This is a genomic window from Nocardia vinacea NBRC 16497 (assembly GCF_000308835.1).
In the GTDB taxonomy this organism is placed as follows: Bacteria; Actinomycetota; Actinomycetes; order Mycobacteriales; family Mycobacteriaceae; genus Nocardia; species Nocardia vinacea.
Genome location: NZ_BAGN01000138.1, coordinates 1 through 22508, shown reverse-complemented (window position 1 = coordinate 22508; position 22508 = coordinate 1). Strand labels below are relative to the sequence as shown.

Sequence of the window (22508 nt, the reverse complement as noted above, 5' to 3'; positions counted from 1 at the left end):
AAACTCTCCGGCGGCGATTTCTATACCGCTTCGAGCCTGACCGAGCTGACCGCGGTCTACGACACGCTCGAGGAGCAGATCGGTTACGAGATGACCAGGGGCGATGCCAGCAGACCGTGGCTTTTTGCTCGGCATGCTCGTTGTCGCTGCCGGTGTGGTTACCGGCTTGCTCTATCGTCAACGCCTGCCGTAGTCGTCAATGCCTGCCGTCGCGACGCGCCCGGTTCTACATAGAGCACTATGTGTGGCCCGGGCGTGGCGCACGAACCCGAACAGATAGGTTGGTCCTCATGTCGAACATCACATCCCGGTCGGTCCTGGTGACCGGTGGCAACCGCGGTATCGGACTCGCGGTCGCACAGCGTCTGCTTGCCGACGGGCACAAGGTGGCCGTCACGCATCGTGGTTCTGGGGTTCCGGACGGTCTGTTCGGTGTGAAATGCGATGTGACGGACAGTGATTCGGTCGATGCCGCCTTCACCGAGGTGGAGCAGCATCAGGGGGCGGTCGAGGTGCTGGTCGCCAATGCGGGCATCACCGACGACACCCTGCTGATGCGGATGAGCGAGGAGCAGTTCACCAAGGTCATCGATGCGAACCTGACCGGTGCGTTCCGCTGCGCGAAGCGGGCCAACCGCGCCATGCTGCGGGCACGCTGGGGACGAATGATCTTCCTCGGCTCCGTGGTCGGACTCGCCGGTCAGGCCGGACAGATCAACTACGCCGCGTCCAAGGCCGGTGTCATCGGTCTGGCTCGCTCGGTCACCCGTGAACTCGGTTCGCGTTCGATCACCGCGAATGTCGTCGCGCCCGGCTTCATCGAGACCGATATGACCGCTGAGCTGCCCGACGATCTGCGCGATATGGCGAAGAAATTCATTCCGCTGCAGCGACTCGGCGAGCCCGAGGATGTCGCGGCCGTGGTCAGCTTCCTCGCTTCCGAAGATTCGCGCTATGTGTCCGGCGCGGTGATCCCGGTCGACGGCGGCATGGGCATGGGCCACTGACCCAACCGACAGCCGGCGTGTTCGGCGGTCGGGTAACCAGTTGAACTTCGACTACAGGAGAACCGAAAACCCATGGGCGGATTGCTCGAAGGCAAGACCATCCTGATCACCGGCATCATCACCGATTCGTCGATCGCGTTCCACGCGGCGGCGGTCGCGCAGGAGCAGGGCGCGAAGGTGATCATCACCGGCATTCCGGAGCGGCTGCGGTTGATCGATCGGATCGCCAAGCGGCTGCCGCAAGAGGTCGCCCCGGCCATCCCGCTCGATGTCACCAACGAGGAGGATCTGGTCGCGCTGGCCGATAAGGTCCGCGAGCTCGCGCCGGACGGCCTCGACGGTGTGCTGCATTCGATCGCATTCGCACCGCGCACGCTGATGGGCCCGGAGGCGCGTCCGTTCCTGGACGGTCCTGGTCCGGATGCGGCCAAGGCCTTCGAGATCTCGGCCTGGAGCTACGCCTCGCTGGCCCGCGCCGTGCTGCCGGTGATGAACGAGGGCGGTTCGCTCGTCGGCATGGACTTCGATCCGCGCACCGCGATGCCGTTCTACAACTGGATGGGTGTGGCCAAGGCCGCGCTGGAGTCGGTGAACCGGTATGTGGCGCGCGAGGTCGGCACCGCCAAGCGGATTCGCTCGAATCTGATCGCCGCGGGCCCGATCAAGACCCTCGCGGCCAAGGCCATCGCGGGCACTGCGACCGACGATGCCGCGAAGCTGAACCAGCTCAACACCTACTGGGACGGCGCGTCGCCGATCGGCTGGGATGTCGACGATCCGACCGTGGTGGCGAAGTCGATCGTCACGCTGCTCTCGGACTGGCTGCCGGGCACCACCGGTTCGATCATCTACGTCGACGGCGGAGCCAGCCACAACACCTGGTTCCCGGAGAATATGTCGATCAACTGAGGTAATCCGAAGGGAGACACCGTGGTTCGGGCCGCCGACGCCCTGCTGCTGCTGTCGTTCGGCGGTCCCGAGCGACCCGAGGACGTGATGCCGTTCCTGGAGAACGTCACTCGGGGGCGAGGTGTGCCGCGTGAACGTCTCGACGAGGTCGCGCAGCACTACCTGCACTTCGGCGGTGTCTCCCCGATCAATGCGCTCAACCGCGACATCATCGCAGCGGTGGAGCGCGAATTGGCCGGTGCCGGAATCGAATTGCCGGTGTACTTCGGTAACCGCAACTGGGATCCGATGGTCGAGGACACCGTCTCGCGCATGGCGGCCGACGGTGTGCGGTCGGCATTGGTATTCCCGACCTCGGCGTGGGGCGGATACTCCGGCTGCCTGCAGTACGACGAGGACATCGCAAGGGCGCGTGCGGCTTTCGGGCCGGATGCGCCGGAACTTCTGAAGTTGCGGCAGTACTTCGACCATCCGCTGTTGATCGAGGCATTCGCCGCGGCGATTCGTGCTGCGGTCGGTTCTCTTCCCACCGAGCGCCGGGAAGGCGCTCGACTGGTTTTCACCGCGCATTCGATCCCGGTATCGGCCGATATTTCCGCGGGGCCGCCTGCCGATGGTGGCCGTCTGTACAGTCGTCAAGTCGCCGAGGCCGCCCGATTATGTGCCGCTGCAACGGGATTCGCCGATTATGACCTGGTGTGGCAGTCCCGCTCCGGGCCGCCGCGGATCCCTTGGCTCGATCCGGATATCGTCGATCATCTCGAGGATCTGTCGGGCAAGGGCGTGGATGCGGTCGTCCTGTGCCCGGTCGGGTTCGTCTCCGATCACCTCGAAGTCATCTGGGATCTGGACAACGAAGCCAGGGAGAAGGCGGAGGAACTCGGCATGGCATTCGCCAGGGCCGCCACCCCCGGCACCGATCCCCGCTTCGCCCAGTTGGTCGTCGAACTGATCAACGAGCACTTGACCGGTAAATCGCCGCGCCGACTCGGCGACATTCCAGGCTACGGCTGCACCGTAAACGGTGCCCCGTGTGCAATCGGCTGCTGCACCCCGCCGCGACGCCCTGCCGCGGCAACCTAGCTTTCGAGGTGGACGTCTATGGCACCAGCCCGACGCGCCGCCGGTTTGCGTCGCTGGTGCGTCAAAGCCTCGCGCGGCGGGCACCGCGGCGCCGTGGCCGCAGCTGATACAGGCGGTACCAGGCCAGCGCGAGGAAGACGGCCCCTAACCCGGCGACGACTCCCATGTCGAGCAGCCACGTGCCCATGGTGTGTTTCCACAGCGGGTCGGCTGCGCCCGTGTGCGGTGTGAGAGTGTCGAGATCGAGGGTGGCGGCTCCCGCGCCGAACCCCCAACGGGATGGTGATATGTAGGCCAGTTGCTCTAGGCCGAGTGTGCCGGGGAGCCGCACCAGCCCGCCGGTGAGCACAAGCTGTGCCATCGACAGCACAATCAGCAGCGGCAGGGTCTTCTCCGAGGTGTTCACCGACACCGACACCAGCAAGCCCAATGCCAGCGATGCGATCCCGAGCAGCGCCATCGCCAGGATCAGCTCCAGCTCGACAGACGTGAAGAGCCCCTTGGGCGGCATATCCACACCGATGGTGCCGACCAAGACCAACACCGCCGCCTGAAGGGTGGTTATCACGCTCAGGACCAGCAGTTTCGACATCAGATAGACCCCCGCCGACAGGCCTGCCGCGCGTTCTCTGCGGTAGATCGTCTGTTCCTTGACGATCTCGCGAATCGAGTTACCGGTGCCGACGAAGCATGCCGCGAATGCCAAAACCATAAGTTTGGTCGGGGCATCGACGTTGGATCCCGGCGGCCCGGCGAATCCCTCGCCCGACGGCACTGCGGCGATCAAACCACCGAGAAGCAGGGGCATCACGCCGAGGAGCGCCATATAGCTTCGGTCCGAGGCAATCACCGCCAGATATCGCCGGCACAAGGTACTGAGCTGGGCAAGCTTGGACTGCTGCGCGGGCGGCGGCGTCGGTGTGTGCACTTCCGCTGGGCCGACATCGTCGGTCAATCCGACCGCCACGTAGTTCTCGAAGCGTGGCGAAGTCCGGAACTCACCGGCCCAGTCGCGGTCTTCCTCACGGTCGAATGCCTGGAACACCTCGGCCCAGCTGCGCTGTGCGAACTGCTGCAGCCCCTCCGCCGGCGGCCCATAATAGGCAAGCTCACCGCCGGGCACCAGGACCAGCAGGCGGTCGCAGAAATCAAGATTGGCCACGCTGTGCGTAACGACTATGACGGTCCGCCCGTCGTGCGCCAGTTCGGACAGCATTTCCATGACCGTTTTGTCCAGGCCCGGGTCGAGGCCGGAGGTCGGTTCGTCAAGAAACAACAGAGACGGTTTGGTCAGCAACTCCACTGCGACACTCACGCGTTTACGCTGTCCGCCCGAGAGCTTATCGATGCGAGTATCGGCGTGCCGCGCCAAACCGAGCTCATCGAGGACCTCGTCGACTCGCTGTTCGCGCTCCTCGCTGCGCGTATCACCGGGGAAGCGCAATTCGGCCGCGTAGCGCAGTGCGCGCCGTGTCGGAAGCTGGTTGTGCAGGATGTCCTCCTGCGGGACCAACCCGATCCGGTGCCGGAGCTCGTCGTAATCGGTGTACAGGTCGCGTCCGTCGTAGCGGACCGTCCCCTCCGTCGCGGGCCTCAACCCGGTTACCGCGCCGAGCAAAGTCGACTTGCCCGCTCCACTGGGCCCGATGACCCCGACGAGCGAGCGCTGCGGGATGGGGAAGCTCACCCCGTCGAGGAGCACCTTGCCCTCTGGGGTCCGCACGGTGAGGCCCTGCACCGAGACCGATACGTCACCGGTGTCGATGAACTCGCGCAGCTCGTCGCCGACCAGCCGGAACGTAGTGTGCCCCATGCCGATCAAATCGGATTCGGATAGGTCCGCGGCGTCGATTCGGTGGCCGTTGACGTAGGTGCCGTTGTGGCTGTCGAGATCGACGATCCGGTATCTGCCGTCGCCGATCGTGCGCAGTTCGGCGTGATGGCGGGAGAGCATGAGGTCATGCGCGACGATGTCGTTGTCGGCCGCGCGTCCGATCCGAAGCGTGGGCGAGGTGATCCGGACGACCGCGCTGGCGGTGGCCGTCGAAGACGACGATCGCGAAACTTGCCGGGGCCGACCCGCGTGGAACTTCGTGATCGTTGCGTCATCCTCGAGGTTGTAGCCGGGATCGGGGACGACCATCGTGTCTCCACCGATATCGTCATCGGATTCGTCGCCGGGTTGTCCTTCTTGTCCCTCGATGGAACAGGCCAACTGCTCGCCGTGCACGGCGTGACCGAGCTGGAACGTCTCGTCATGGTCGATCAGCATCCGCGCGACGCGGTGACCGTCGAAAAAAGTGCCGTTCAGGCTGCCGGCGTCCTCGATTTCCCAACCGTCCGCACCCTGCTCGAGAACGGCGTGTAACGAAGATACGCGTGGATCGCTCACCACAATGTCGGCTGCCGGATCGCGACCGACGTTGTATGCGTCTCCGGCGCGTAGCCGATAGACCCGATCCCTCGTCTGCACTACAAGAACCGGCGCTTGGAGGGATTCCGTGGAGGACGGTTCATCCGCCATGAGGTGAGTATACGACCGGTCCGTGCTTGTGCTGGCGGGTTGCTGGTGATCGGTATCGCGAGGTGACCGAACATTGCGGCGACACTCCCGACGGGTCCGGATTGTTGCCGTCGGCAGCACCGCCGCCGAATACACATCGTCGACACGAACGCCGATCAGTTGACCAGTTCAAGCAAGCTCCGTCGCGGTGTTCGCCCCGTTCTCCAGCTCTGGCACCCGGTTGGTGAGATCGGCGATGAAGACGTTTCAGTGGGCGTCAACCGTCGGTCCATTCGGGGAGCGGAGTCGGGTGACGGTCAGAAGCTCAGGGTGGTGACGTAGGCGTAGACGCCGGGGAACCCTGGGCGGGCGCTGCCCTTACCCCAAGAGGTGAGGCCGAGCAGGCGGCCCGAGGCGAGAAGTGGATCGCCGCTGTCGTATTCGGCGGTGTCGGCGTCGGTGGATCCGGCGCAGAACATATCGGCAGGGTCGAAGGCAGAGCCAAAAGCGGCGGCGCATGTGGTGTTCGGGACGATGGGGACGGTGGCGGAGCGCAGGAGCGTATTCGACGTGTCGTTCTCGCTTGTCGCGCCCCAGCCGACGATGGTCGCGGTGTCGCCGTATGCGCGCGGATCACGTTGTGGCGCGGCGATTTCCAGGAACGGCCCCGGTCTCGGCTCGTCGAGGATGAGGATCGCGAGATCGTTGTGGTGCACGGTCTCGCCCTCGAAATCGGTTTCTCGGAAATCCGGGTGGATGCGAATCTCCTTGACCCCCACGATGACTCCGTCGTGTGAGCGCAGGTCGGTGCGGCCGAAGGTCACAGTGATCGCCTGCGGCAGCAGCCGGGCCAACTCGACGCAGTGCGCCGCTGTCACCACCCGATCGGGTGCGATGAGCGCACCGCCGCAGAATTGCCCGGATGGCCGGGGGAAGTACAACGGGCTGCCGACGGCGGCGAGCCACGGGTAGGCGCTCGCCTCGATGGTATTTCCGCCCACGATCGCCGTGGCGGGAACGGCGGGCGCGCCGAGACCGATGATGAATGCGGCGGTCACAGCCGCGGCAATGCGAGGTATGCGGAACATGCCGCCTCCCGGATGATTCAGTTGATCGGTCGGCCTATTCAACCAGATGCCGGTGTTCTCACGCCTTCCGTGACCGGTGGCCGCCGCATGCGTCGAACGCCGGCGCTTTACGAATTGCCTCGGGCCGCGGCGTGCACTGCCACCAACCGGGCAGCGCGGATCGCGTCCCACAGTGGACGTAGGAGGTCCTCCTGGGCGCCGATCGCGGTGGCGGAGGTGGGAGAGGACGCCGGTTCGCGTTGGGCGACAGTGAGGATGGCGGCGACGTGGTCGGCACTGTCGAGGATTCGCCTGGCGCGCAACGGGATCGAATCCGGATAATCGTGGCGGGAGTAATCCGCGAGCTCGGCCTCGATGAGTTCGCGGGGGTCGGAATCGACGGTCGCGCCCGCGGCGGTGGTGTGCAGGCGCATCAAGGCGTCGGCGGCATCGCGTACCGCTTCGCGCATCGTATGTTCCGCCTCGCCGAGCGACATATCCTGTCCCGGCGCGGCCGGAATCGGGGTGCTGTAGACGGTCCACTGCAGCGTGTCGTCGTCGGGCCACTGCGGGATCAATCCGGTGCCCTCCTCGCCCGGTACGCCGAACAACATTCCCTCGCCCGCCTCGATCGCATCAGCGGCGAAGGCCGTTCCGATGGGCAGTCCGCGCACATCGCCGGGCACCGGAAGCACCAAGCGCAGCTGCGCACCGGGTTGTGCCATCGCCTCGCGAATCACCTTGAGTAGCGCCATGACTCCGGTGCCGGACAGATTGTCGCGAGAAGACCACGGCAGGTCGTCGCGTCCGCCGGTCAACGGATCGCCTGCGGCGATGGTGTGCCGCGGCGCCCAGGCGTACAGCGCCTCGAGGATGTCGTCGGGCGCGCTGCAACCGGCCAGCCAGGAGCCGGCCCACACCGTCAGCGTGGCACTAGGAGAGCACATAATTTCGAGCATAAAGGAGGGTTGCGACTCGGGGGCGTCCATGCCGGATACCCCGGTGAGCTGCGCGCATCGATCCACCGCCCGGTACCGCGGGTACCACAACGGCGGGCACGGCGCCGCCGTTGGCGTGCGGGCCGAATACCGCGGAGTGGGACATGATTTCAGCGAATGGACCCGATAGCGATGGTCACTCCGGTTCGGTGACGAAGTCGATGAGCCGCTCCACCGCGCCGATCAGGGGGGATTCCAGATCGCGGAAGGATTCGACCGCGTTATAGACCCGCCGCCACCCCTCCTGCGGTGTGCCCCAGCCGAGCCGACGGCAGATGCCGGTCTTCCAATCCTCGCCGCGCGGCACCTCCGGCCACGCCTCGATACCGACCGCCGCAGGACGCACAGCCTGCCAGACATCGATATAGGGATGTCCGGTGACCAGCACATACTTACCGAGGCCGGTAGTCAGCTGGGTTTCCTTGGAGCCGGTGACCAGATGGTCGACCAGCACACCGACCCGCCGACCCGGTCCGGGCACGAATTCGGTCAGCCGCTCGGCCAGATTGTCCAAACCCTCGAGATGTTCGACGACCACGCCCTCGACCCGCAGATCGTGCCCCCAGACCCGCTCCACCAATGCGGCATCGTGGACGCCCTCCACCCAGATCCTGCTCGTCTTCGCGACCTGCGCGCGCAGCCCCTCCACCCGAGTCGAACCCGATGCCGACCGGGTCGGCTTCTTCGGCGCCGCGGCCGTGGGCCGGACCAGCGTGACGGGCGCACCGTCGATCAGGAATGCGGCCTCGCGCAATGCGAATAGCCGCACGGCACCGCGCGCATCCTCCAACTTGACGAATTCGCCGTCGTAGCTGCGATCGAATCCGACCACGGCACCGCAGAATCCGGTCGCCGCATCCTCCACCACGAGGTCGCGTTCGGCGACGACCGTCGGCACGGTTCGCTTCTTCGATCGCGAATGCCCGGAGAAGATGTCGCCGCCATACATGTCACGCCCGCTCACCCGCCCGAAAATAGCACCGCCGGTTCGGGTTGCGGCGCAAGCGAGTTGGTGTGCCGGTCACAGACTATTGGCGAACAGCGCATATTGCGCCGCCACCTTCTGTCGAACGTCGGCTTCGTTATCGCCGTTGACGTTCGCGACATAGCGCTTATAGGTGACGTAACAGCTGTGCTTGAACTGCTTATCGGTATCGCCACGCCGATTGAGCCGCTGGCAGATCGCGCCGGGCACGTCCTTGGGCGCATCGATCGGATCGTATTCGTCACCGGAACGCGCGATGAGCTCGTTGACCAGACGCGGCCCCGAGGCCTCGTCGCGCACTCGATAGACGATGGTGTCGTCCGCGATCGCCCAGGCGTCCAACCCGGTTTCCTCGATCATCCGCTGCGAGGTGGCCTGATTTGTGGCGGTGTGCACGACGATGGCCGGGCCGTACGCACTGAATTCGCGCAGGTCCAGCGTGTGGTTGCGGCGGTCGCGGACGACAGCGCGGGCCAGCAGCCCATCGGGATCGACCTTCAAGTCGTCGAGCTGGTCCATGGGGGTGGCCCGGAATTCGTCGACGAGGGCGAGTTCGGCGTCGAAGGTGTTGCCCAGCCAGCCCAGTAGATCGCGCTCATCGGCCTTGGGCCGCTGGATGAATACCTGCAGTACGAATTCCTTGTCGGCGATGAAGGACCCGATATTGGCGACATCGGGTCGCCAGTGGGTGTGGGCATTGGGATATTTATCCAGCTCGAGCCGCTTGTTCTGATCGGGTGCGACCGCGAAATCGGCGGCTTCGAGTTCGCGTGCTGCCTGTTCGGCCTCGGTCGCGTTCGGGAAGCGCATCAGCAGCTGCGAGATGATGGTGACGTCCGGGCCGGGGCCGCGCTGATCGATCTGGAACGGCTCATAGGGCCGGTCCGCCCCGACCGCGCCGTAGGCCACCAGCATCTTGCGTCGCTCGAGCACCGGTATCGACGCGCTGCCGGTGTAGTAGTCGGCCGCCTCCTGGTTATCGGATACGACGCCGCCGAGCACACCGAAGGTCAATTTCGGATCGATGCGGCTCGTCGGCACTACCGCCTCGGCCATCCGAATACCTTCCAGTAGTGCGCCATTGCCGCGCGAATCCTGGTCGTAGCGGTATTTGTCGACCGGGTAGTCGCCGATCTCCAGCTTGCGAACATCGGGTTCGGCCGCGACCGGGATACCGGTGACGCCGCACCCGGTCAGCAGACCGACTACCGCGATGCAGGCAGCCGAAATGACGGTGCGTGATCTCCGAAACATGCCAGGTTCCTCGTCCTCTGTACGCGATGTTGTTGCGATTACGGATGCGGAGCCGGATTGGTTCAGCGGATCGCCGCTGCGTCCCGTTTCGATCGAAATCAATAGGCGCACAGTCGTTTCGGTTTCGATGGCTGAGCAGTACGGCATGGGGCGCGTCGAACCGCCGCCGGTGATCTTGGGTTTGTCGCGCCACAGAAGTGGTTCGGACCACTACAGTGGGGCTGTGGCCGCAATCGTTTGGCTGGTCGCGGGCCTGCTGCTCGCGGCGGCGGAGATGCTCACCGGGGACCTCACGCTGCTGATGTTGGGCGTCGCCGCGCTCGGCACCGCGGGAGTCGGTGCGGTGGCCGATACCGGGTTGGTCGCCGACGCCGTGGTCTTCGCGGTGCTGGCGCTGGTGCTGCTGCTCGGGGTGCGGCCAGTTCTGCGGCGCCGCTTCGGAACTCCGCCGCCGATCCCGACGAATGTCGACGCGCTGCCTGGTAAGCAGGCGCTGGTGCTGGAGTCGGTCGGCGAGCACAGCGGCTTGGTCAAAATCGGTGGCGAAGTGTGGACCGCGCGGCCGTTCGATTCGACGGTCGAGTATCCGAAGGGAACCACGGTGTACGTCATGAAGATCGACGGCGCGACCGCCGTCGTCTGGAAGGAGCCGTAAATGGCTGTGCTCATCGTTGCCGCCGTGCTGGTGCTGTTGGTCGTGGTGGTTGTCTTCAAATCGATCGCCCTGGTGCCACAGGCGGAGGCGGCAGTCATCGAGCGATTAGGCCGATATTCGCGCACAGTCTCCGGCCAGCTGACGTTCCTGGTGCCCTTCGCCGACCGGATCCGCGCGAAGGTCGATCTGCGTGAGCGGGTGGTGTCCTTCCCACCGCAGCCGGTGATCACCGAGGACAACCTGACCCTGCATATCGACACCGTCGTGTACTTCCAGGTGACGAGCCCGCAGGCGGCGGTATACGAGATCAGCAACTACATCGCGGCCGTCGAACAGCTCACCGTGACCACCCTGCGCAATGTGGTCGGCGGCATGACCCTGGAGCAGACGCTGACCTCCCGCGATCAGATCAACGGTCAGCTACGCGGGGTGCTCGACGAGGCCACCGGCCGCTGGGGGCTGCGCGTCGCGCGGGTCGAACTCAAGAGCATCGATCCGCCGCCATCGATCCAGGAGTCGATGGAGAAGCAGATGAAGGCCGACCGCGAGAAGCGCGCCATGATCCTCACTGCGGAGGGTACCCGCGAATCGCAGATCAAGACGGCCGAGGGCGCCAAGCAGGCGCAGATCCTCTCCGCCGAGGGCGCCAAGCAGTCCTCGATCCTGGCGGCCGAAGGTGAACGGCAGAGCCGGATTCTGCGTGCCCAGGGTGAACGGGCCGCGGCCTACCTGCAGGCGCAGGGCCAGGCGAAGGCCATCGAAAAGGTCTTCGCCGCAATCAAATCCGGCAAGCCGACGCCGGAACTGCTTGCCTACCAATACATGCAGACCCTGCCGCTGGTCGCCCGCGGTGACGCGAACAAGGTGTGGCTGGTGCCGAGCGATTTCGGCAAGGCGCTCGAGGGCTTCGCCCAGAACTTCGCGACCAAGGGCGAGGACGGTGTATTCCGTTACGAACCCACCCCGGTCGACGATGTGGAGAGCAAGCCGGAGGACGATTCCGATGTCGAGGGCTGGTTCGATACGGCCCGGGATCCGGCCATCGAACAGGCGGTGCGCGCCGCGGAGGCCGATGCGCGCGCATCGGTGGAGGGCGTGGCGACCCCGGTGACCCGAACCCAACCCTCCCCGCACCAGGCGGTCATGCCACCACGGCAGGAGACCCCGCCGCAGCAGATTCCGCCGCACCAGCCGCCGTACCGCCCGGACGGGCCCCAGGGGCAGCCCTGGCAGCCGCCGTCGCAGTAGTCGGTGAAACCACAGGCACCCCGGATCTCGTCGAGGTCCGGGGTTGCTTTGTTCGATGCCTAGGGCGCGAGATCGATGGTCAGCGTTGCCAATTGGAGTGCGATGGCGCACGGGTCGGGTGTTGTTGTGTGGGAATGGTTTTGGACGCGCCAGACGATGGTGCCGTTATCCGCGGCCGCGACCGAGCAGTCACCTGGATCGTGTGGATTGCGGATGTAGAAGCCGGTCGCGGTGACAGTCGCGCCGAAGATCTGTTCGGTGATCGTCAGATGTTCGGTCTGGAAACCGTCGTTCTCGGCCCGCTGCCATGTCTGCTGGAGCGATTCGCGGTCGGTGTAGGTGAAGGTCAGATCGGATTCATCGGCGCCACGCTGTGCGCGCCAGACACAGACCGGCGGACGGTGGTCGGTGGTGAGGGTGTCGGCCTGCGCGGCGCGGCTGATCTGGTCTTCGGTCAGCGGTGTGCAGTTCGCCAATGAGCCGGCCGTCGGGGTAGAGGTGGGTTGGGCGTCCGGCGCGGCCTTATCGGAACAGCCGGTCAGCAGTCCTGCGGCCGCCAGCACGGCCAGTCCGCTACGCACACGGAACGCGGTCACATCGGCTCCCTTCTTCGAACACCGAGGCTCTCGGCCACCCGTCGAGGCTACCGGCCGGTCCGCAGGCAGGGCGGTTTCGGCACTGTTGTCTGCTCAGGGACCCGGTCAGCGTCGGCAGCGAAAAATGGTTCGGCCAGGCAGCGGGTGCGCTGCAATACTCACGGTCCACAACGACAGGAGGGACTGCGCGTGGCTGATTTCGGGGTATCGCCGCTGCTCGATCGGGTTGCCGGGGCTGTGACCGCGGCAATCGGTCGGGCTCGTCCGGAGCTGTTGGGGACGGATCCGATGGTGCGACGTTCCGAGCGCGCGGATTTCCAGTCGAATGTGGCGCTTGCGGTGGCGAAGCGGGTGGGAGTGCGGCCCGCTGAGTTCGCTGCGGAATTGGTCGCGGAACTGGGTTCGGGCGATGGCCTGTTCGATGCGGTGACGGTTTCGGGGCCGGGATTCCTCAATATCACGGTGTCGGACCATGCTGTGTGGGAACAGGTTTCGGATCGACTCGATGATGATCGGCTGGGTGTACCGGATTTCGAGAGCGGGCGGCGGACGGTGGTCGACTATTCGGCACCCAATATCGCCAAGGAAATGCATGTCGGGCATCTGCGGACGACGATCATAGGCGACTGTATCGCACGGGTGCTCACCTTCCTCGGGGCTGTGGTGATTCGGCAGAATCACTTGGGAGACTGGGGGACTCAGTTCGGGATGCTGATCCAATATCTGGACGAGCATCCCGGGGTGCGCTGGCGTCACGATGAGCTGAGCGGCGATACGTCGGCGGTTTCGGCACTGGACGGCTTGTACAAGGCGGCGCGGACCGAATTCGATGGTGATCCGGCATTCGCGGAGCGGGCCAGGGCTCGGGTGGTGGCGCTGCAATCCGGCGATGAGACGACCGTGCGGCGGTGGCGGGAGATCGTCGCCGAATCCGAGCGGGCGTTCGGTGAAATCTATGATCGGCTCGGTGTGCTGCTGACAGCGGACGATTATGTCGGCGAGTCGTTCTACAACCCGATGCTGGCCGACACCATTGCCGAGCTGGTCGACAAGGGCATCGCGGTCGAGAGCGACGGCGCCCTGGTCGTCTTCTCCGAAGAGGTCGATGGCCCTGACGGCCGACCGGTCCCGCTGATGGTGCGCAAGCGCGACGGCGGATACGGGTACGACACAACGGATTTGGCGACCATTCGGTACCGGGTGCAGACTCTGCGCGCCGAGCGACTGCTGTATGTCACCGATTCCCGTCAGGCACTGCACTTTCGGCTCATCTTCGAAGCCGCCCGGCGGGCCGGTTGGTCGACCGATGACATCGCGGCCGAACACATCCCCTATGGCACCGTGCTCGGTCCGGATGGGCGGCCCTTCAAAACCCGTGTGGGCGGTACGGTCAGACTGACGGACCTCATGGACGACGCCGTCGCGAAGGCCAGAGCCGTTGTCGCCGAACGGAATCCGAGAATGCCCGCCGCTGATCTCGACGCGATTGCCGAACCGACGGGAATCGGTGCGGTCAAATACGCCGACCTGTCCACCTCCCGGGGCAAGGATTACACCTTCGATCTGGACCGCATGGTCGCATTGAACGGCAATACCAGCGTCTATCTGCAATATGCGCACGCCAGGATTCGGTCCATCCTGCGAAAAGCGCAAGATCACGCCGTACGGATCGATCCGACAAGCGCACTCGAACCCGCCGAACGGGCACTGGCGCTCGAACTCGACGCCTACGGCATCGTCGTCTCCGAGGTCGCCGCAACCCTCGAACCCCATCGACTGTGCGGCTACCTCTACCGCCTCGCCCGCGACTTCACCGCCTTCTACGAGACCTGCCCAGTCCTCACCGCGCCCGGCCAGATACGGAAAAACCGTCTCGCGCTGTGCGATTCGACCGCACGGACGCTCGCGCACGGACTCGGCCTTCTGGGCATCGCCGCTCCCGAGCGCATGTAACCAGGATCGGGCCGCGCGCAGTCGCCCGATATCGCCGATTGCGCATACTTGCGCGGCTGATTGACGGACCGCTGCGGCGGGTTTCTAATGATTGATGGCGCAATTCGTGCGCCGAGATCAACCGATGAAGCGGGGTGCCCCGCCAATGGCGTTCGCCAGTGCATCGTGGCGAGCGCGGCCACTGGACGTACGAAGCATTGGAGCCTGCCATGGCGACGCTGTTCAACAAGGTCGAATCTCCGCACCGCGCACCGAATCTCGAGCGACAGGTGATCTGGTTCACGATTGGTTTGTACCTGTTGATCAGTGCGGGACTACTGACGATGCACTATGCCCATCCGCAGCAACCGGTCGGTTCGTCGTCGGTATCGCCTGCGCATTCGTCCTACGGCAGTAGCCGATGACCACGGTCACCGCCGCCCCGGCCGATCGCTTCGATACCGAAGTCCTACAGCAGCACTGGATTCCGCTCGCGACGACCGACACCGATGCGGCCGCGGTGCTTCGCGAACGCCTAGGCGTCGACTTCGCCGCCGCGCGGAATCGGGTCTTCGAGACCGACAGTTTCATCTATCTGCCCGTCGTCCTGACCTACAAACGCGGCGATGCCATCGAACGCGACACCATCGTCTTCGCACTGGGCAGCGATTTCCTCGTCACCCTGCAACCGGATGCGCATTTCACCCCGTTCGACAAGGCCGTCGCGAAGATGCGCCGCAATCCGAGTCTCACCGGATCCTCGCACGGAGTGATGTACGCGCTGCTCTGGGCATTGAACGAGGCATCGGAGCGGGTCATCAACTGTGCAAGTGACGCGCTGGAGGCGATGAACGACGATATCGAGATGGCCACCAATGGCTACGACCGCCGCGGCCGCGAAATCGGCGTCGCGGATATGCGCGGCACCATGTCGCGGATGAACGCGGCCGAGGAGATCGTCTCGCGGGTGCAGGAGACCCAACTCCAATTGGCCCGCGCCGCACGACATCTCATGGCTGATACACCGACCGGCGATCTCGAGGGCTTGATCGCCATCCTGATCGCCGATATCGATGGCGTGAAACAGCACGCGGGTTTCGAACACGACAAGGTGCGCTACCTGCAGCAGTCGGTGATGACCTGGCTCGACGTGAAGCAGAACCAGATCGTCAAGGTGTTCACCATCATCACCGCGGTATTCCTGCCCCCGACCCTCATCGCGACCTTCTACGGCATGAACTTCACCTGGATGCCCGAATTGGAATGGGAGCACGGCTTTCTCGCCACCACGTTGATGACCCTGGTGGCGGCGGTGATCCCGCTGGTCTACATCAAACGCAAGGGCTGGCTGCGCTGAGATTGTGATCGTGGTCTCCGTGATGGGTGTAGGTACCGTGGTGTGAGCAGCCACCGACACAGGCCGGATCGGTACCGAAACACCGCCGTGACGGATTACCGTGCGCCCATGACGATTGCCGGAACCGCCGCCCGCCATCTGCGGCCACGGGCCTGGATCGCCCCGATCGCCGTGGTCACCCTGCTCATGTCACTGCTGGCCACGATGTATCTGGCATACGTGGTCAATCCGACCAAGAACCTGCACGATTTCCCTGTCGCACTGGTCAATCAGGATGACGGCGATACCCTCGGCGGCAAGCCCACCAATGTAGGCGATCAGATCACCGACGCACTCGTCGCGAGCCTGCCGACCGACAAGATCGACCTGCGGGTCGTCGGATTCGGTGAGGCGCAACGGCAACTGAGCCAGGGCAAGGTCTACGGTGCGATCGTCATTCCCAGTGACTTCACCAAGCGGCTGGCCATTCTCGGCGCGGCCGGTGTGGTGCCGGGCAAGGTCGAACAGCCGATCATCACGGTGCACACGAACCCTCGGGCGGGCAGTTTCGCCACCGGGGTCATGCAGCGCATTGCCGATCAGGCGCTGACTCGCGTCGACGAGACGGTGGGCAAGCAACTCACCGATACCGTGCAGACCCAGCTGCAACCTGCCGGGGGCGGCGGCCAAGCGCCACAGCTTGCCGGTGCCAGTCAATTGATGCTCGCCCATCCGATCCAGGTGGTGGTCGATCCGTATCGGCCGCTGCCCGACGGCACCGGACAGGGTTTGTCCGCGTTCTTCTACACGATCATGGTGCTGCTCGCCGGATTCACCGGTGCGATGATCATTCACGCCATGACCGATTCCGCCCTCGGTTTCGCACCGACCGAGTACGGCCCGTGGTATGTGCACTATCCGACCGCGCCGATCTCCCGCTTCCGCACCCTGCTGTTGAAGTGGGCGATCCTGATCGTCACCGCGCCGATCGTCTCCGCGGTATTCCTCGGTGTCGCAGCGGCATTGGATGTGCCGCTCGATCGTCCGCTCGCGCTGTTCCTGTATTGCGTGCTCGCGATCATCGCGGTCGGGGTGACCGCGCTGTCGGTGCTGGCCGCGCTCGGTACCGCGGGTCTGCTGGTCAATCTGATCCTGTTCATCGTGCTCGGCCTGCCCTCCTCGGGCGGTAGCGTGCCCATCGAAGCGACGCCGGAGTACTTCGAGTGGCTGGCCACCTTCGAGCCCATGCATCAGGTCTTCCTCGGGGTGCGCGCTATCCTCTACTTCAATGCCAACGGCGCTGCCGGGCTCGCGCGCGGCAGCTGGATGGCGGTGCTCGGTCTGGGTATCGGCCTGGTCGTCGGTGCGGTGGTGACCCAGTATTACGACCGGAAGGGCTTGCACCGCAAACCCGCCGAGCAGGCAGTCGCGGCCGAATGAGCGTTGCGGGCATGGGGCTGAGCGATCGAGCCATTGGAACGCTCACGACTCGTTCCTAATGTTGTGCTCATGACCTTCGATATCGGCGTGATCCTCCCGACCTCCACCCCCGATCCGGCACATCCGATCCTCGGCGATGTGCGGGCCGCCGCCCGCCTCGCCGAACAACTCGACCTCGAATCCGTGTGGTCCACCGACCATCTCGTGGCCAGCGCGCCCATGTTGGACAGTACCGTGACGCTCGCGACCGCGGCGGCCGTCACCGACCGGATCCGGATCGGCTACAATGTCATGCTGCTCGCACTGCGCCCGGTGGCGTGGGCGGCCAAGCAGATCAGCACGCTGCAGTATGTATCGGAGAACCGGTTGCTGCTCGGTGTCGGCACCGGAAATCCGGCGCACGGCGATATCGGTTGGCGCGCGGCCGGTACGACATTCGAGAACCGCGGTCGGCGCACCGATGAGGCACTGCGGGTACTGCCCGATCTCGTCACCGGTTCGACCGCAATGGTCAACGGCGTCGACGTGGCGCTGGCACCCGGATCGGCGATGCCGCCGGTCCTGGTGGCGGGCAATGGGACTCGGGCGCGGCGGCGGGCGGCCGAATACGCCGACGGCTGGATCACCCTGCAGCCGGGCCTGGACCAGTTGGCCGCCGACTTCGACGAATTACGGGCACTGGCAACGCAATTCGATCGACCGGTACCTGCGGTGACCGTGGTGGCTCCTGCACTTCCCACTGATCATTCCGCCGCCGTCGACGTGCTTGCCGCCCACCGGGACGCCGGAGTCGAACGCGTCATCCTCGCCCCGACCGGCCCCGAATGGCAGCGCGATTACGAGAACGCCGCGAAACTCCGTGCGGCACTGTAACTACAGCTGCGTCAACCGCAGCTTCAGCGCATCGGTGATTATGGCTCGGGCGGCTTCGCCGTACCGAGCCTGCCGGTGCAGCGCCGCCCAGGTCTTCTCGTAGTACGCGAGTTCCCGTGGCTGGGTGATGGTGAGACCCGCCGAGATGGTCTCGACCTCCGCGATGCGTTTGTCGAGCAGTACGAAACATGTTGTGGTGTAAAGGAAATCCGCCGTCCGCGGAATGATGCCGAGCGCGAGCCGGGGCAGCGGCATCACATCGATGAGACGTTCGAGCTGACCGGCCATCACTTCGTTATCGCCGACCGTGGTGTAGAGCGCCTGTTCAGCCAGCAGGATGCTGATCCGATGGGTGCCGTGGTGCAGAATCCGCTGGCGCGCGATGCGCGCCGCCACCGCGCGATCGATATCGTCGATACCGCCGACGAAGTCGATGCATGTCTCCAGCACGGCTCTGGCATAGGGTTCGGTCTGCAACAGGCCGGGGACGACCGCGTTCTCGAAATTGCGGATGGTGGTGGCGCGCGCCTCCAACTCGATGCGGCGGCGCTGCTGCTGGGCATGTCCGGTCGCGGCGATGCGCCGCCACTCCTGCCAGAGCGCTTCGATATTCGCCAGTGCCGCGCGCAGATCCGGCAGCAGCAGTTCGGCGCCGCACAGTCGGCACCACTCGGCCAGATCGCTATCGTTCGGCGTCTGTTTACCGTGTTCGATGCGCGACACCTTGGCCGAATGCCAGCCCGCGTCGGCGGCGAGCTGCACACCGGTCAGATGTGCGGCCTTGCGCAGTTCACGTAAGCGTGCCCCGAAGGCTTGCCGGGACTGCTCGACACCGGTCATCCACTCCGCCCGCCGGGCATATAGTCGTGGTGCGGAATTGCTTTGTTCCACAGTGTATCTCGTACTGTCGTGCAGCGTGCTACCAGCACGGGGTCGGTGGTAACCGCGGCCCCCGCCAGATCGCCGGTCTTGGTGAAGATCGTAAAGGCGACCGTCTCGTCGAGCAGCCACCATTCGTCATCGGTGTATTCCGCGGGATCGGCGAGATGCCGTGGCAGCCAGCGGATGTCCTCGCCGTAGCGCTGATTGCGATCGGTGAGCGCGTGCAGGAATCGAACGTAGTCGGTGAGCGGCTCCGAGACCACCCGAACGCGCCGGATCGGCACACCGCGTCCGGCGACCTCGCTGGTGAGCTCCTCCCAGGCCCGCCACGACGGCGGATAGGACTCCTCCTCGAACGGCGGTAGGCCCGCGAGTACTCGGCGCATCGGCTCGGTCTCGTCGGAGACCTGGGAGTGATCATCGGACACCTCGAGATGGAAAGCGTCGCTTCGGGTTTCGCGAATGAGATCGTTGGTTTCCTCGATGCTGAAGAAGAGCATTGCATTACCATTCCCACGGGCTCTGTCCGACCGGGACCGCGACCGCGGTTTCGTGCTCGGGAATCCGCATATGTGCCAAGGCATCCGGATCGGTGATCGGTTGTCCGGCGAGGGTGAAGGATCCGTGCCCGGAATCGAGCAGCGGAGCGCCGATGTACGTGCCCGGCTGCAGCCAGCCGAGCAGCATATGCGGTATTTCGACGCGGTTCGCGTCATGGGCCACCCGGTAGCCCTGCACGAGATATAGATGTCGATCTTCATCGATCCACAGCCGGGGCGAGCCGGTGTTGTTGGTGGGTCCGCCGAGCAGTTGTATACGCATCAGAGTGGCCTCGTCTCGCGTGGGTATTGCGCTGGCTGCGCATAATCGTCACCGGTCAGCGCCATATGGGTCAACAACTTCCGCAAATCCCCGCAAAACCATGGTGCCGCGCCCGGTCGCTTTTCTACCGTTCTGGGTGGGTGCTGGCAGACAGGGTTGGTGACATGAGCGGGTCGGAACCATGGGAGGTTGTCGGGCGGTTGGCAAGCGAAACGGGGTCACTTGGCAACGGGGTGGTGATCAAACCGTGGGCGATCGGGTTCGTGCGGTGGGATATTTCGGGATCCATGGTGGATCACGATGTGCGGGCCACCCGCTGCTGCGCGGCTCGAATGGGATACGAGCTGGTCTCGATGAAGGTGGGTCCGCAGGGCGATCCGGTCGCACGGCTGCTGGCGGCCATCGTGCGCTGCGGTGCGCATGCGGTCATCGTGCCGAGCAGAGAGCACATCTGGGCGACGCGTCGCGCGGTCACCGAGATCTGTGATCTGGTCGTGGTCGCCGGTGACACGGTGTGGGAGCGCGGCCATCAGTGGCCGCGCTGGTTCGCGCGCTGATCCTTACCTCGCGCGTAATCGACTCCGTGATCGGCAGCGGGCAAGGTTGAGGTATCCGCCGGAGAGCTTTCCGGCGGAAAACCGAAACACTTTCCAGCAGAGGATGATTCGCTATGTCTCAGTACGAGGATGCGGTGCGGCGCTACTTCACGGCATGGAATGCCACCGACGACGAGGTGCGCGCGAAGGCGGTGGCCGCGGCCTGGCGCGAGGACGGTTTCTACACCGATCCGCTGGCCGATGTCGCCGGACACGAGCAACTGACCGTGGCCATCGGAGGCGTGCACCAGCAGTTCCCCGGCTTCGAATTCCGGCAGCTCGGTGCCGTCGACGGACACCACAGCACGGCCCGGTTCTCCTGGGAGCTGGTTTCGGCCGACGGGAGCGCACCGGTCGCCGGGACGGATGTGATCACCCTCGCCGAGGACGGCCGGATCATCGGTGTGCACGGCTTCCTGGATCGCGTGCCGGGCGCGTAGTCGAAGCCCGGACCGGGACAGGGGATTTCCGGGCCTGCCGACATCGCGCTCGGGCGGCAACGGCCACGGGGTGTGTGCCCCGACTGAATCTCCACCAACCGCGTGGTTCGCGCGCACCAGCTCGGCCGGGCGATGGCCGGGCAGGTGCTGCGCGGCCGCGCGCGTGGCTGACGGCGCTGTGCGATCAGGCCTTGCGAACGCCCTGCGACGAAATGCGCGCAGTGCTCGAGACTCGGTCCGCTGAACCGGGAATTCCGCGACTTCGACGAGGAACCGCTCGTGGCAGCCTCGATCGGTCAGGTCTACCGGGTCCGGCTGCGCGACGGCCGCGATGTCGCGGTCAGGGTGCAGTATCCGGGTATCGAGGCGGCGGTGCGCGCGGATCTGGAGAATCTGCGGCTGTTCGCGAAGTTCAGGCGTTCGGTAGCGCACCTTGTTGGGCTCCGTACCGTGGCCTGCGGTACCACGAGGGACACTGTCCCAGACGGATGAGGTGAGGCATGGCTTGCGCGCGGATTGGTATGAACGCAGCGTCTCGCGCCGGATCGGGGGGCGTTGGTGAACGTCGGATGAATCCGGTTGCGCCTGTGGCGAACACGCTGCACCGGACGATGTGACGGAGGATGCTGGACAGGGCGGCCTAGATATCGAGTGCGCGCCCGAAGAGCAGGATGGTGGTCAGCGTGGACGACGAGTCGATCCCGTTGTCGGGTCCGGAAGACGCCACACGGCAACACGATCTGGACGAATCGGCGATGGACGCGTACTCGCGGTCGGTCATCGCCGTCGCGGCGTCGGTCACGCCGCATGTGGCGAGCATGCGAACCCGGCGGGGGAGCGGATCCGCGGTGGTCTTCACCGATGACGGATTCCTGCTGACCAACGCGCATGTGGTCGGCTCAGCGAGTAGCGGCGATGTGGTGTTCGCCGACGGTGTGGAGTCACGCGTCGACGTCGTCGGCATCGATCCGCTCTCCGATCTCGCGGTGCTGCGCGCTCGCGCCGGTGCGCCGGGTGCGGTGGTGCTCGGCGATGCGGACAAGCTCGTGGTCGGCCAATTGGTGGTGGCGGTCGGGAGTCCGCTGGGGTTGGCGGGCTCCGTGACCGCGGGCGTGGTGAGCGCGCTGGGACGAGCTGTCCCAGTCGCCTCCCGCCGGGCCGGTCGGGTGATCGAGGACGTGATCCAGACCGATGCCGCCCTGAATCCGGGCAATTCCGGTGGTGCACTTGCGGATTCATCGGGGCGGGTGGTCGGTGTCAACACGGCGGTCGCGGGCGTCGGACTCGGTCTCGCGATCCCGATCAATGCCACCACTCGCCGCATCATCAGCACCCTGCTGAAAGACGGCCGGGTGCGCCGTGCCTACCTCGGCCTGGTCGGCGTTCCGGCCCCACTGCCGGCATCCGTCGCCGCCCGGACCGGCCAACATGCCGGTGTCCGCATTGTCGAAGTCGTCCGCGGCGGCCCCGCCGATCACGCGGGGCTGCGCCGCGGCGACCTCGTGCTCAGCGTCGCCCGCTCCGAAGTGACCGACGCCCAGGGCATCCAACGCCAACTCTTCGGCGACGCCATCGGGGTCTCGATGCCGGTGACGGTATTGCGCAATGGCGCGATGGTCGATGTCTTCGCCATCCCGATCGAGCTGACCGTGGATTAGCTCAGGTTGTCATCGGCCCCACGGTCGGATGACGTCGTCGGCTAGATCTTCGCGGGGGTCTTGATTCCAGTTGTCGTGGTTATTGCCATTCGGCCCTGGTTCGACTGCGTGTACCACCATCGTTCGTCACCTCCCTTCGAGCGGTCGTTGCTGTTGCGGGTTAGCCGTCCGCGCGCAACCGCAAACCGGAATCGACGCAAGGCGTGCATACACGCTCGGCACGC

22 protein-coding genes and 2 pseudogenes are annotated in these 22508 nt (G+C 65.3%); 15 read left to right on the top strand and 9 right to left on the bottom strand.

Annotated elements, in window-relative coordinates:
* The 4 genes and pseudogenes from ON44_RS51995 to ON44_RS19000 form a co-directional block, all read left to right on the top strand.
* Positions 1–193, top strand: a pseudogene (locus ON44_RS51995) (VWA domain-containing protein); the annotation flags it as partial.
* 97 nt (positions 194–290) lie between these two features.
* Positions 291–1007: a 3-oxoacyl-ACP reductase FabG1 gene (gene fabG1 / locus ON44_RS19010; RefSeq protein ID WP_040691902.1), complete on the top strand. Its 717-nt coding sequence runs from the start codon at positions 291–293 to the stop codon at positions 1005–1007.
* 72 nt (positions 1008–1079) lie between these two features.
* Positions 1080–1916, top strand: coding sequence for an NADH-dependent enoyl-ACP reductase InhA (gene inhA, locus ON44_RS19005; protein ID WP_040691901.1), 837 nt, complete (start codon positions 1080–1082; stop codon positions 1914–1916).
* Between the two features lie 21 nt (positions 1917–1937).
* A complete protein-coding gene (locus ON44_RS19000) occupies positions 1938–2999 on the top strand; it encodes a ferrochelatase (RefSeq protein ID WP_040691900.1) in 1062 nt (353 codons plus the stop codon).
* A gap of 61 nt (positions 3000–3060) precedes the next feature.
* Here ON44_RS19000 and ON44_RS18995 read toward each other — a convergent pair whose 3' ends face one another.
* The 5 genes from ON44_RS18995 to ON44_RS18975 all read right to left on the bottom strand — a co-directional run bounded on the left by ON44_RS18995 (position 3061) and on the right by ON44_RS18975 (position 9806).
* Positions 3061–5523 carry an FHA domain-containing protein gene (locus tag ON44_RS18995; protein ID WP_063721589.1) on the bottom strand — a complete coding sequence of 821 codons (2463 nt, stop codon included), beginning with the start codon at positions 5521–5523 and terminating at the stop codon, positions 3061–3063.
* A 296-nt stretch (positions 5524–5819) separates the two neighbouring features.
* Positions 5820–6590, bottom strand: a complete 771-nt coding sequence (locus ON44_RS18990; RefSeq protein WP_040691898.1) for a S1 family peptidase — start codon at positions 6588–6590, stop codon at positions 5820–5822.
* Between the two features lie 107 nt (positions 6591–6697).
* Entirely contained in the window at positions 6698–7516 is an 819-nt protein-coding gene (locus ON44_RS18985) for an Rv1486c family protein (protein ID WP_040691916.1), read from the bottom strand.
* Positions 7517–7703: 187 nt separating this feature from the next.
* Positions 7704–8531, bottom strand: a complete 828-nt coding sequence (locus tag ON44_RS18980; protein ID WP_174415081.1) for a DUF3097 domain-containing protein — start codon at positions 8529–8531, stop codon at positions 7704–7706.
* Between the two features lie 57 nt (positions 8532–8588).
* Positions 8589–9806, bottom strand: a complete 1218-nt coding sequence (locus tag ON44_RS18975; RefSeq protein WP_040691915.1) for a DUF7373 family lipoprotein — start codon at positions 9804–9806, stop codon at positions 8589–8591.
* 223 nt (positions 9807–10029) lie between these two features.
* Here ON44_RS18975 and ON44_RS18970 point away from each other — a divergent pair, with 223 nt between their 5' ends.
* Both ON44_RS18970 and ON44_RS18965 read left to right on the top strand, forming a co-directional pair.
* Positions 10030–10461 carry an NfeD family protein gene (locus tag ON44_RS18970; RefSeq protein ID WP_040691912.1) on the top strand — a complete coding sequence of 144 codons (432 nt, stop codon included), beginning with the start codon at positions 10030–10032 and terminating at the stop codon, positions 10459–10461.
* The gene (locus tag ON44_RS18965) at positions 10462–11709 is read left to right on the top strand and encodes an SPFH domain-containing protein (RefSeq protein ID WP_040691895.1); all 1248 of its coding nucleotides are present in this window, start codon (positions 10462–10464) and stop codon (positions 11707–11709) included.
* A gap of 59 nt (positions 11710–11768) precedes the next feature.
* Here ON44_RS18965 and ON44_RS18960 read toward each other — a convergent pair whose 3' ends face one another.
* Positions 11769–12305 (bottom strand): DUF3558 family protein, encoded by a 537-nt coding sequence (locus ON44_RS18960; RefSeq protein ID WP_040691894.1) that lies wholly within the window; start codon positions 12303–12305, stop codon positions 11769–11771.
* A gap of 189 nt (positions 12306–12494) precedes the next feature.
* Between ON44_RS18960 and argS the strand changes: the two genes are divergently transcribed.
* From argS to ON44_RS18935, 5 genes are all read left to right on the top strand, one after another.
* The gene (gene argS, locus ON44_RS18955; RefSeq protein ID WP_083897985.1) at positions 12495–14258 is read left to right on the top strand and encodes an arginine--tRNA ligase; all 1764 of its coding nucleotides are present in this window, start codon (positions 12495–12497) and stop codon (positions 14256–14258) included.
* Between the two features lie 209 nt (positions 14259–14467).
* The gene (locus ON44_RS18950; protein WP_157187216.1) at positions 14468–14662 is read left to right on the top strand and encodes a hypothetical protein; all 195 of its coding nucleotides are present in this window, start codon (positions 14468–14470) and stop codon (positions 14660–14662) included.
* Entirely contained in the window at positions 14659–15594 is a 936-nt protein-coding gene (locus tag ON44_RS48420; protein WP_083897984.1) for a CorA family divalent cation transporter, read from the top strand. The genes ON44_RS18950 and ON44_RS48420 overlap by 4 nt, the downstream gene beginning before the upstream one ends.
* A 108-nt stretch (positions 15595–15702) precedes the next feature.
* Positions 15703–17013: a YhgE/Pip domain-containing protein gene (locus ON44_RS18940; RefSeq protein ID WP_051182189.1), complete on the top strand. Its 1311-nt coding sequence runs from the start codon at positions 15703–15705 to the stop codon at positions 17011–17013.
* 69 nt (positions 17014–17082) lie between these two features.
* Positions 17083–17886 carry an LLM class flavin-dependent oxidoreductase gene (locus tag ON44_RS18935; protein ID WP_040691905.1) on the top strand — a complete coding sequence of 268 codons (804 nt, stop codon included), beginning with the start codon at positions 17083–17085 and terminating at the stop codon, positions 17884–17886.
* Here ON44_RS18935 and ON44_RS18930 read toward each other — a convergent pair whose 3' ends face one another.
* The 3 genes from ON44_RS18930 to ON44_RS18920 are packed head-to-tail and all read right to left on the bottom strand — an operon-like array spanning position 17887 to position 19590.
* Complete coding sequence (locus tag ON44_RS18930) at positions 17887–18726, bottom strand: helix-turn-helix domain-containing protein (RefSeq protein ID WP_040691891.1); 840 nt, start codon at positions 18724–18726, stop codon at positions 17887–17889. It abuts the gene before it with no gap.
* Positions 18723–19268, bottom strand: coding sequence for a DUF6879 family protein (locus tag ON44_RS18925; protein ID WP_040691889.1), 546 nt, complete (start codon positions 19266–19268; stop codon positions 18723–18725). The genes ON44_RS18930 and ON44_RS18925 overlap by 4 nt, the downstream gene beginning before the upstream one ends.
* A gap of 4 nt (positions 19269–19272) precedes the next feature.
* A complete protein-coding gene (locus ON44_RS18920) occupies positions 19273–19590 on the bottom strand; it encodes a hypothetical protein (protein ID WP_040691888.1) in 318 nt (105 codons plus the stop codon).
* Between the two features lie 164 nt (positions 19591–19754).
* Between ON44_RS18920 and ON44_RS18915 the strand changes: the two genes are divergently transcribed.
* From ON44_RS18915 to ON44_RS18900, 4 genes and pseudogenes are all read left to right on the top strand, one after another.
* The gene (locus ON44_RS18915; protein ID WP_157187215.1) at positions 19755–20147 is read left to right on the top strand and encodes a hypothetical protein; all 393 of its coding nucleotides are present in this window, start codon (positions 19755–19757) and stop codon (positions 20145–20147) included.
* 113 nt (positions 20148–20260) lie between these two features.
* Positions 20261–20626, top strand: coding sequence for a nuclear transport factor 2 family protein (locus tag ON44_RS18910; protein WP_040691886.1), 366 nt, complete (start codon positions 20261–20263; stop codon positions 20624–20626).
* Between the two features lie 152 nt (positions 20627–20778).
* Positions 20779–21046 (top strand): annotated as a pseudogene (locus ON44_RS18905) (AarF/UbiB family protein); the annotation flags it as partial.
* 335 nt (positions 21047–21381) lie between these two features.
* Positions 21382–22284 carry a S1C family serine protease gene (locus tag ON44_RS18900; protein ID WP_040691904.1) on the top strand — a complete coding sequence of 301 codons (903 nt, stop codon included), beginning with the start codon at positions 21382–21384 and terminating at the stop codon, positions 22282–22284.
* The last annotated feature ends 224 nt before the right edge of the window (positions 22285–22508 follow it).

Bases quoted from the DNA above. Each gene is read 5' to 3' on its own strand.
- fabG1 (WP_040691902.1), top strand. From the start codon at position 291: ATGTCGAACATCACATCCCGGTCGGTCCTGGTGACCGGTGGCAACCGC.
- inhA (WP_040691901.1), top strand. From the start codon at position 1,080: ATGGGCGGATTGCTCGAAGGCAAGACCATCCTGATCACCGGCATCATC.
- ON44_RS18995 (WP_063721589.1), bottom strand. From the start codon at position 5,523: ATGGCGGATGAACCGTCCTCCACGGAATCCCTCCAAGCGCCGGTTCTT.
- ON44_RS18990 (WP_040691898.1), bottom strand. From the start codon at position 6,590: ATGTTCCGCATACCTCGCATTGCCGCGGCTGTGACCGCCGCATTCATC.
- ON44_RS18985 (WP_040691916.1), bottom strand. From the start codon at position 7,516: ATGTGCTCTCCTAGTGCCACGCTGACGGTGTGGGCCGGCTCCTGGCTG.
- ON44_RS18975 (WP_040691915.1), bottom strand. From the start codon at position 9,806: ATGTTTCGGAGATCACGCACCGTCATTTCGGCTGCCTGCATCGCGGTA.
- ON44_RS18965 (WP_040691895.1), top strand. From the start codon at position 10,462: ATGGCTGTGCTCATCGTTGCCGCCGTGCTGGTGCTGTTGGTCGTGGTG.
- ON44_RS18950 (WP_157187216.1), top strand. From the start codon at position 14,468: ATGGCGACGCTGTTCAACAAGGTCGAATCTCCGCACCGCGCACCGAAT.
- ON44_RS48420 (WP_083897984.1), top strand. From the start codon at position 14,659: ATGACCACGGTCACCGCCGCCCCGGCCGATCGCTTCGATACCGAAGTC.
- ON44_RS18940 (WP_051182189.1), top strand. From the start codon at position 15,703: ATGACGATTGCCGGAACCGCCGCCCGCCATCTGCGGCCACGGGCCTGG.
- ON44_RS18935 (WP_040691905.1), top strand. From the start codon at position 17,083: ATGACCTTCGATATCGGCGTGATCCTCCCGACCTCCACCCCCGATCCG.
- ON44_RS18930 (WP_040691891.1), bottom strand. From the start codon at position 18,726: ATGACCGGTGTCGAGCAGTCCCGGCAAGCCTTCGGGGCACGCTTACGT.
- ON44_RS18925 (WP_040691889.1), bottom strand. From the start codon at position 19,268: ATGCTCTTCTTCAGCATCGAGGAAACCAACGATCTCATTCGCGAAACC.
- ON44_RS18920 (WP_040691888.1), bottom strand. From the start codon at position 19,590: ATGCGTATACAACTGCTCGGCGGACCCACCAACAACACCGGCTCGCCC.
- ON44_RS18915 (WP_157187215.1), top strand. From the start codon at position 19,755: ATGAGCGGGTCGGAACCATGGGAGGTTGTCGGGCGGTTGGCAAGCGAA.
- ON44_RS18910 (WP_040691886.1), top strand. From the start codon at position 20,261: ATGTCTCAGTACGAGGATGCGGTGCGGCGCTACTTCACGGCATGGAAT.
- ON44_RS18900 (WP_040691904.1), top strand. From the start codon at position 21,382: ATGGACGCGTACTCGCGGTCGGTCATCGCCGTCGCGGCGTCGGTCACG.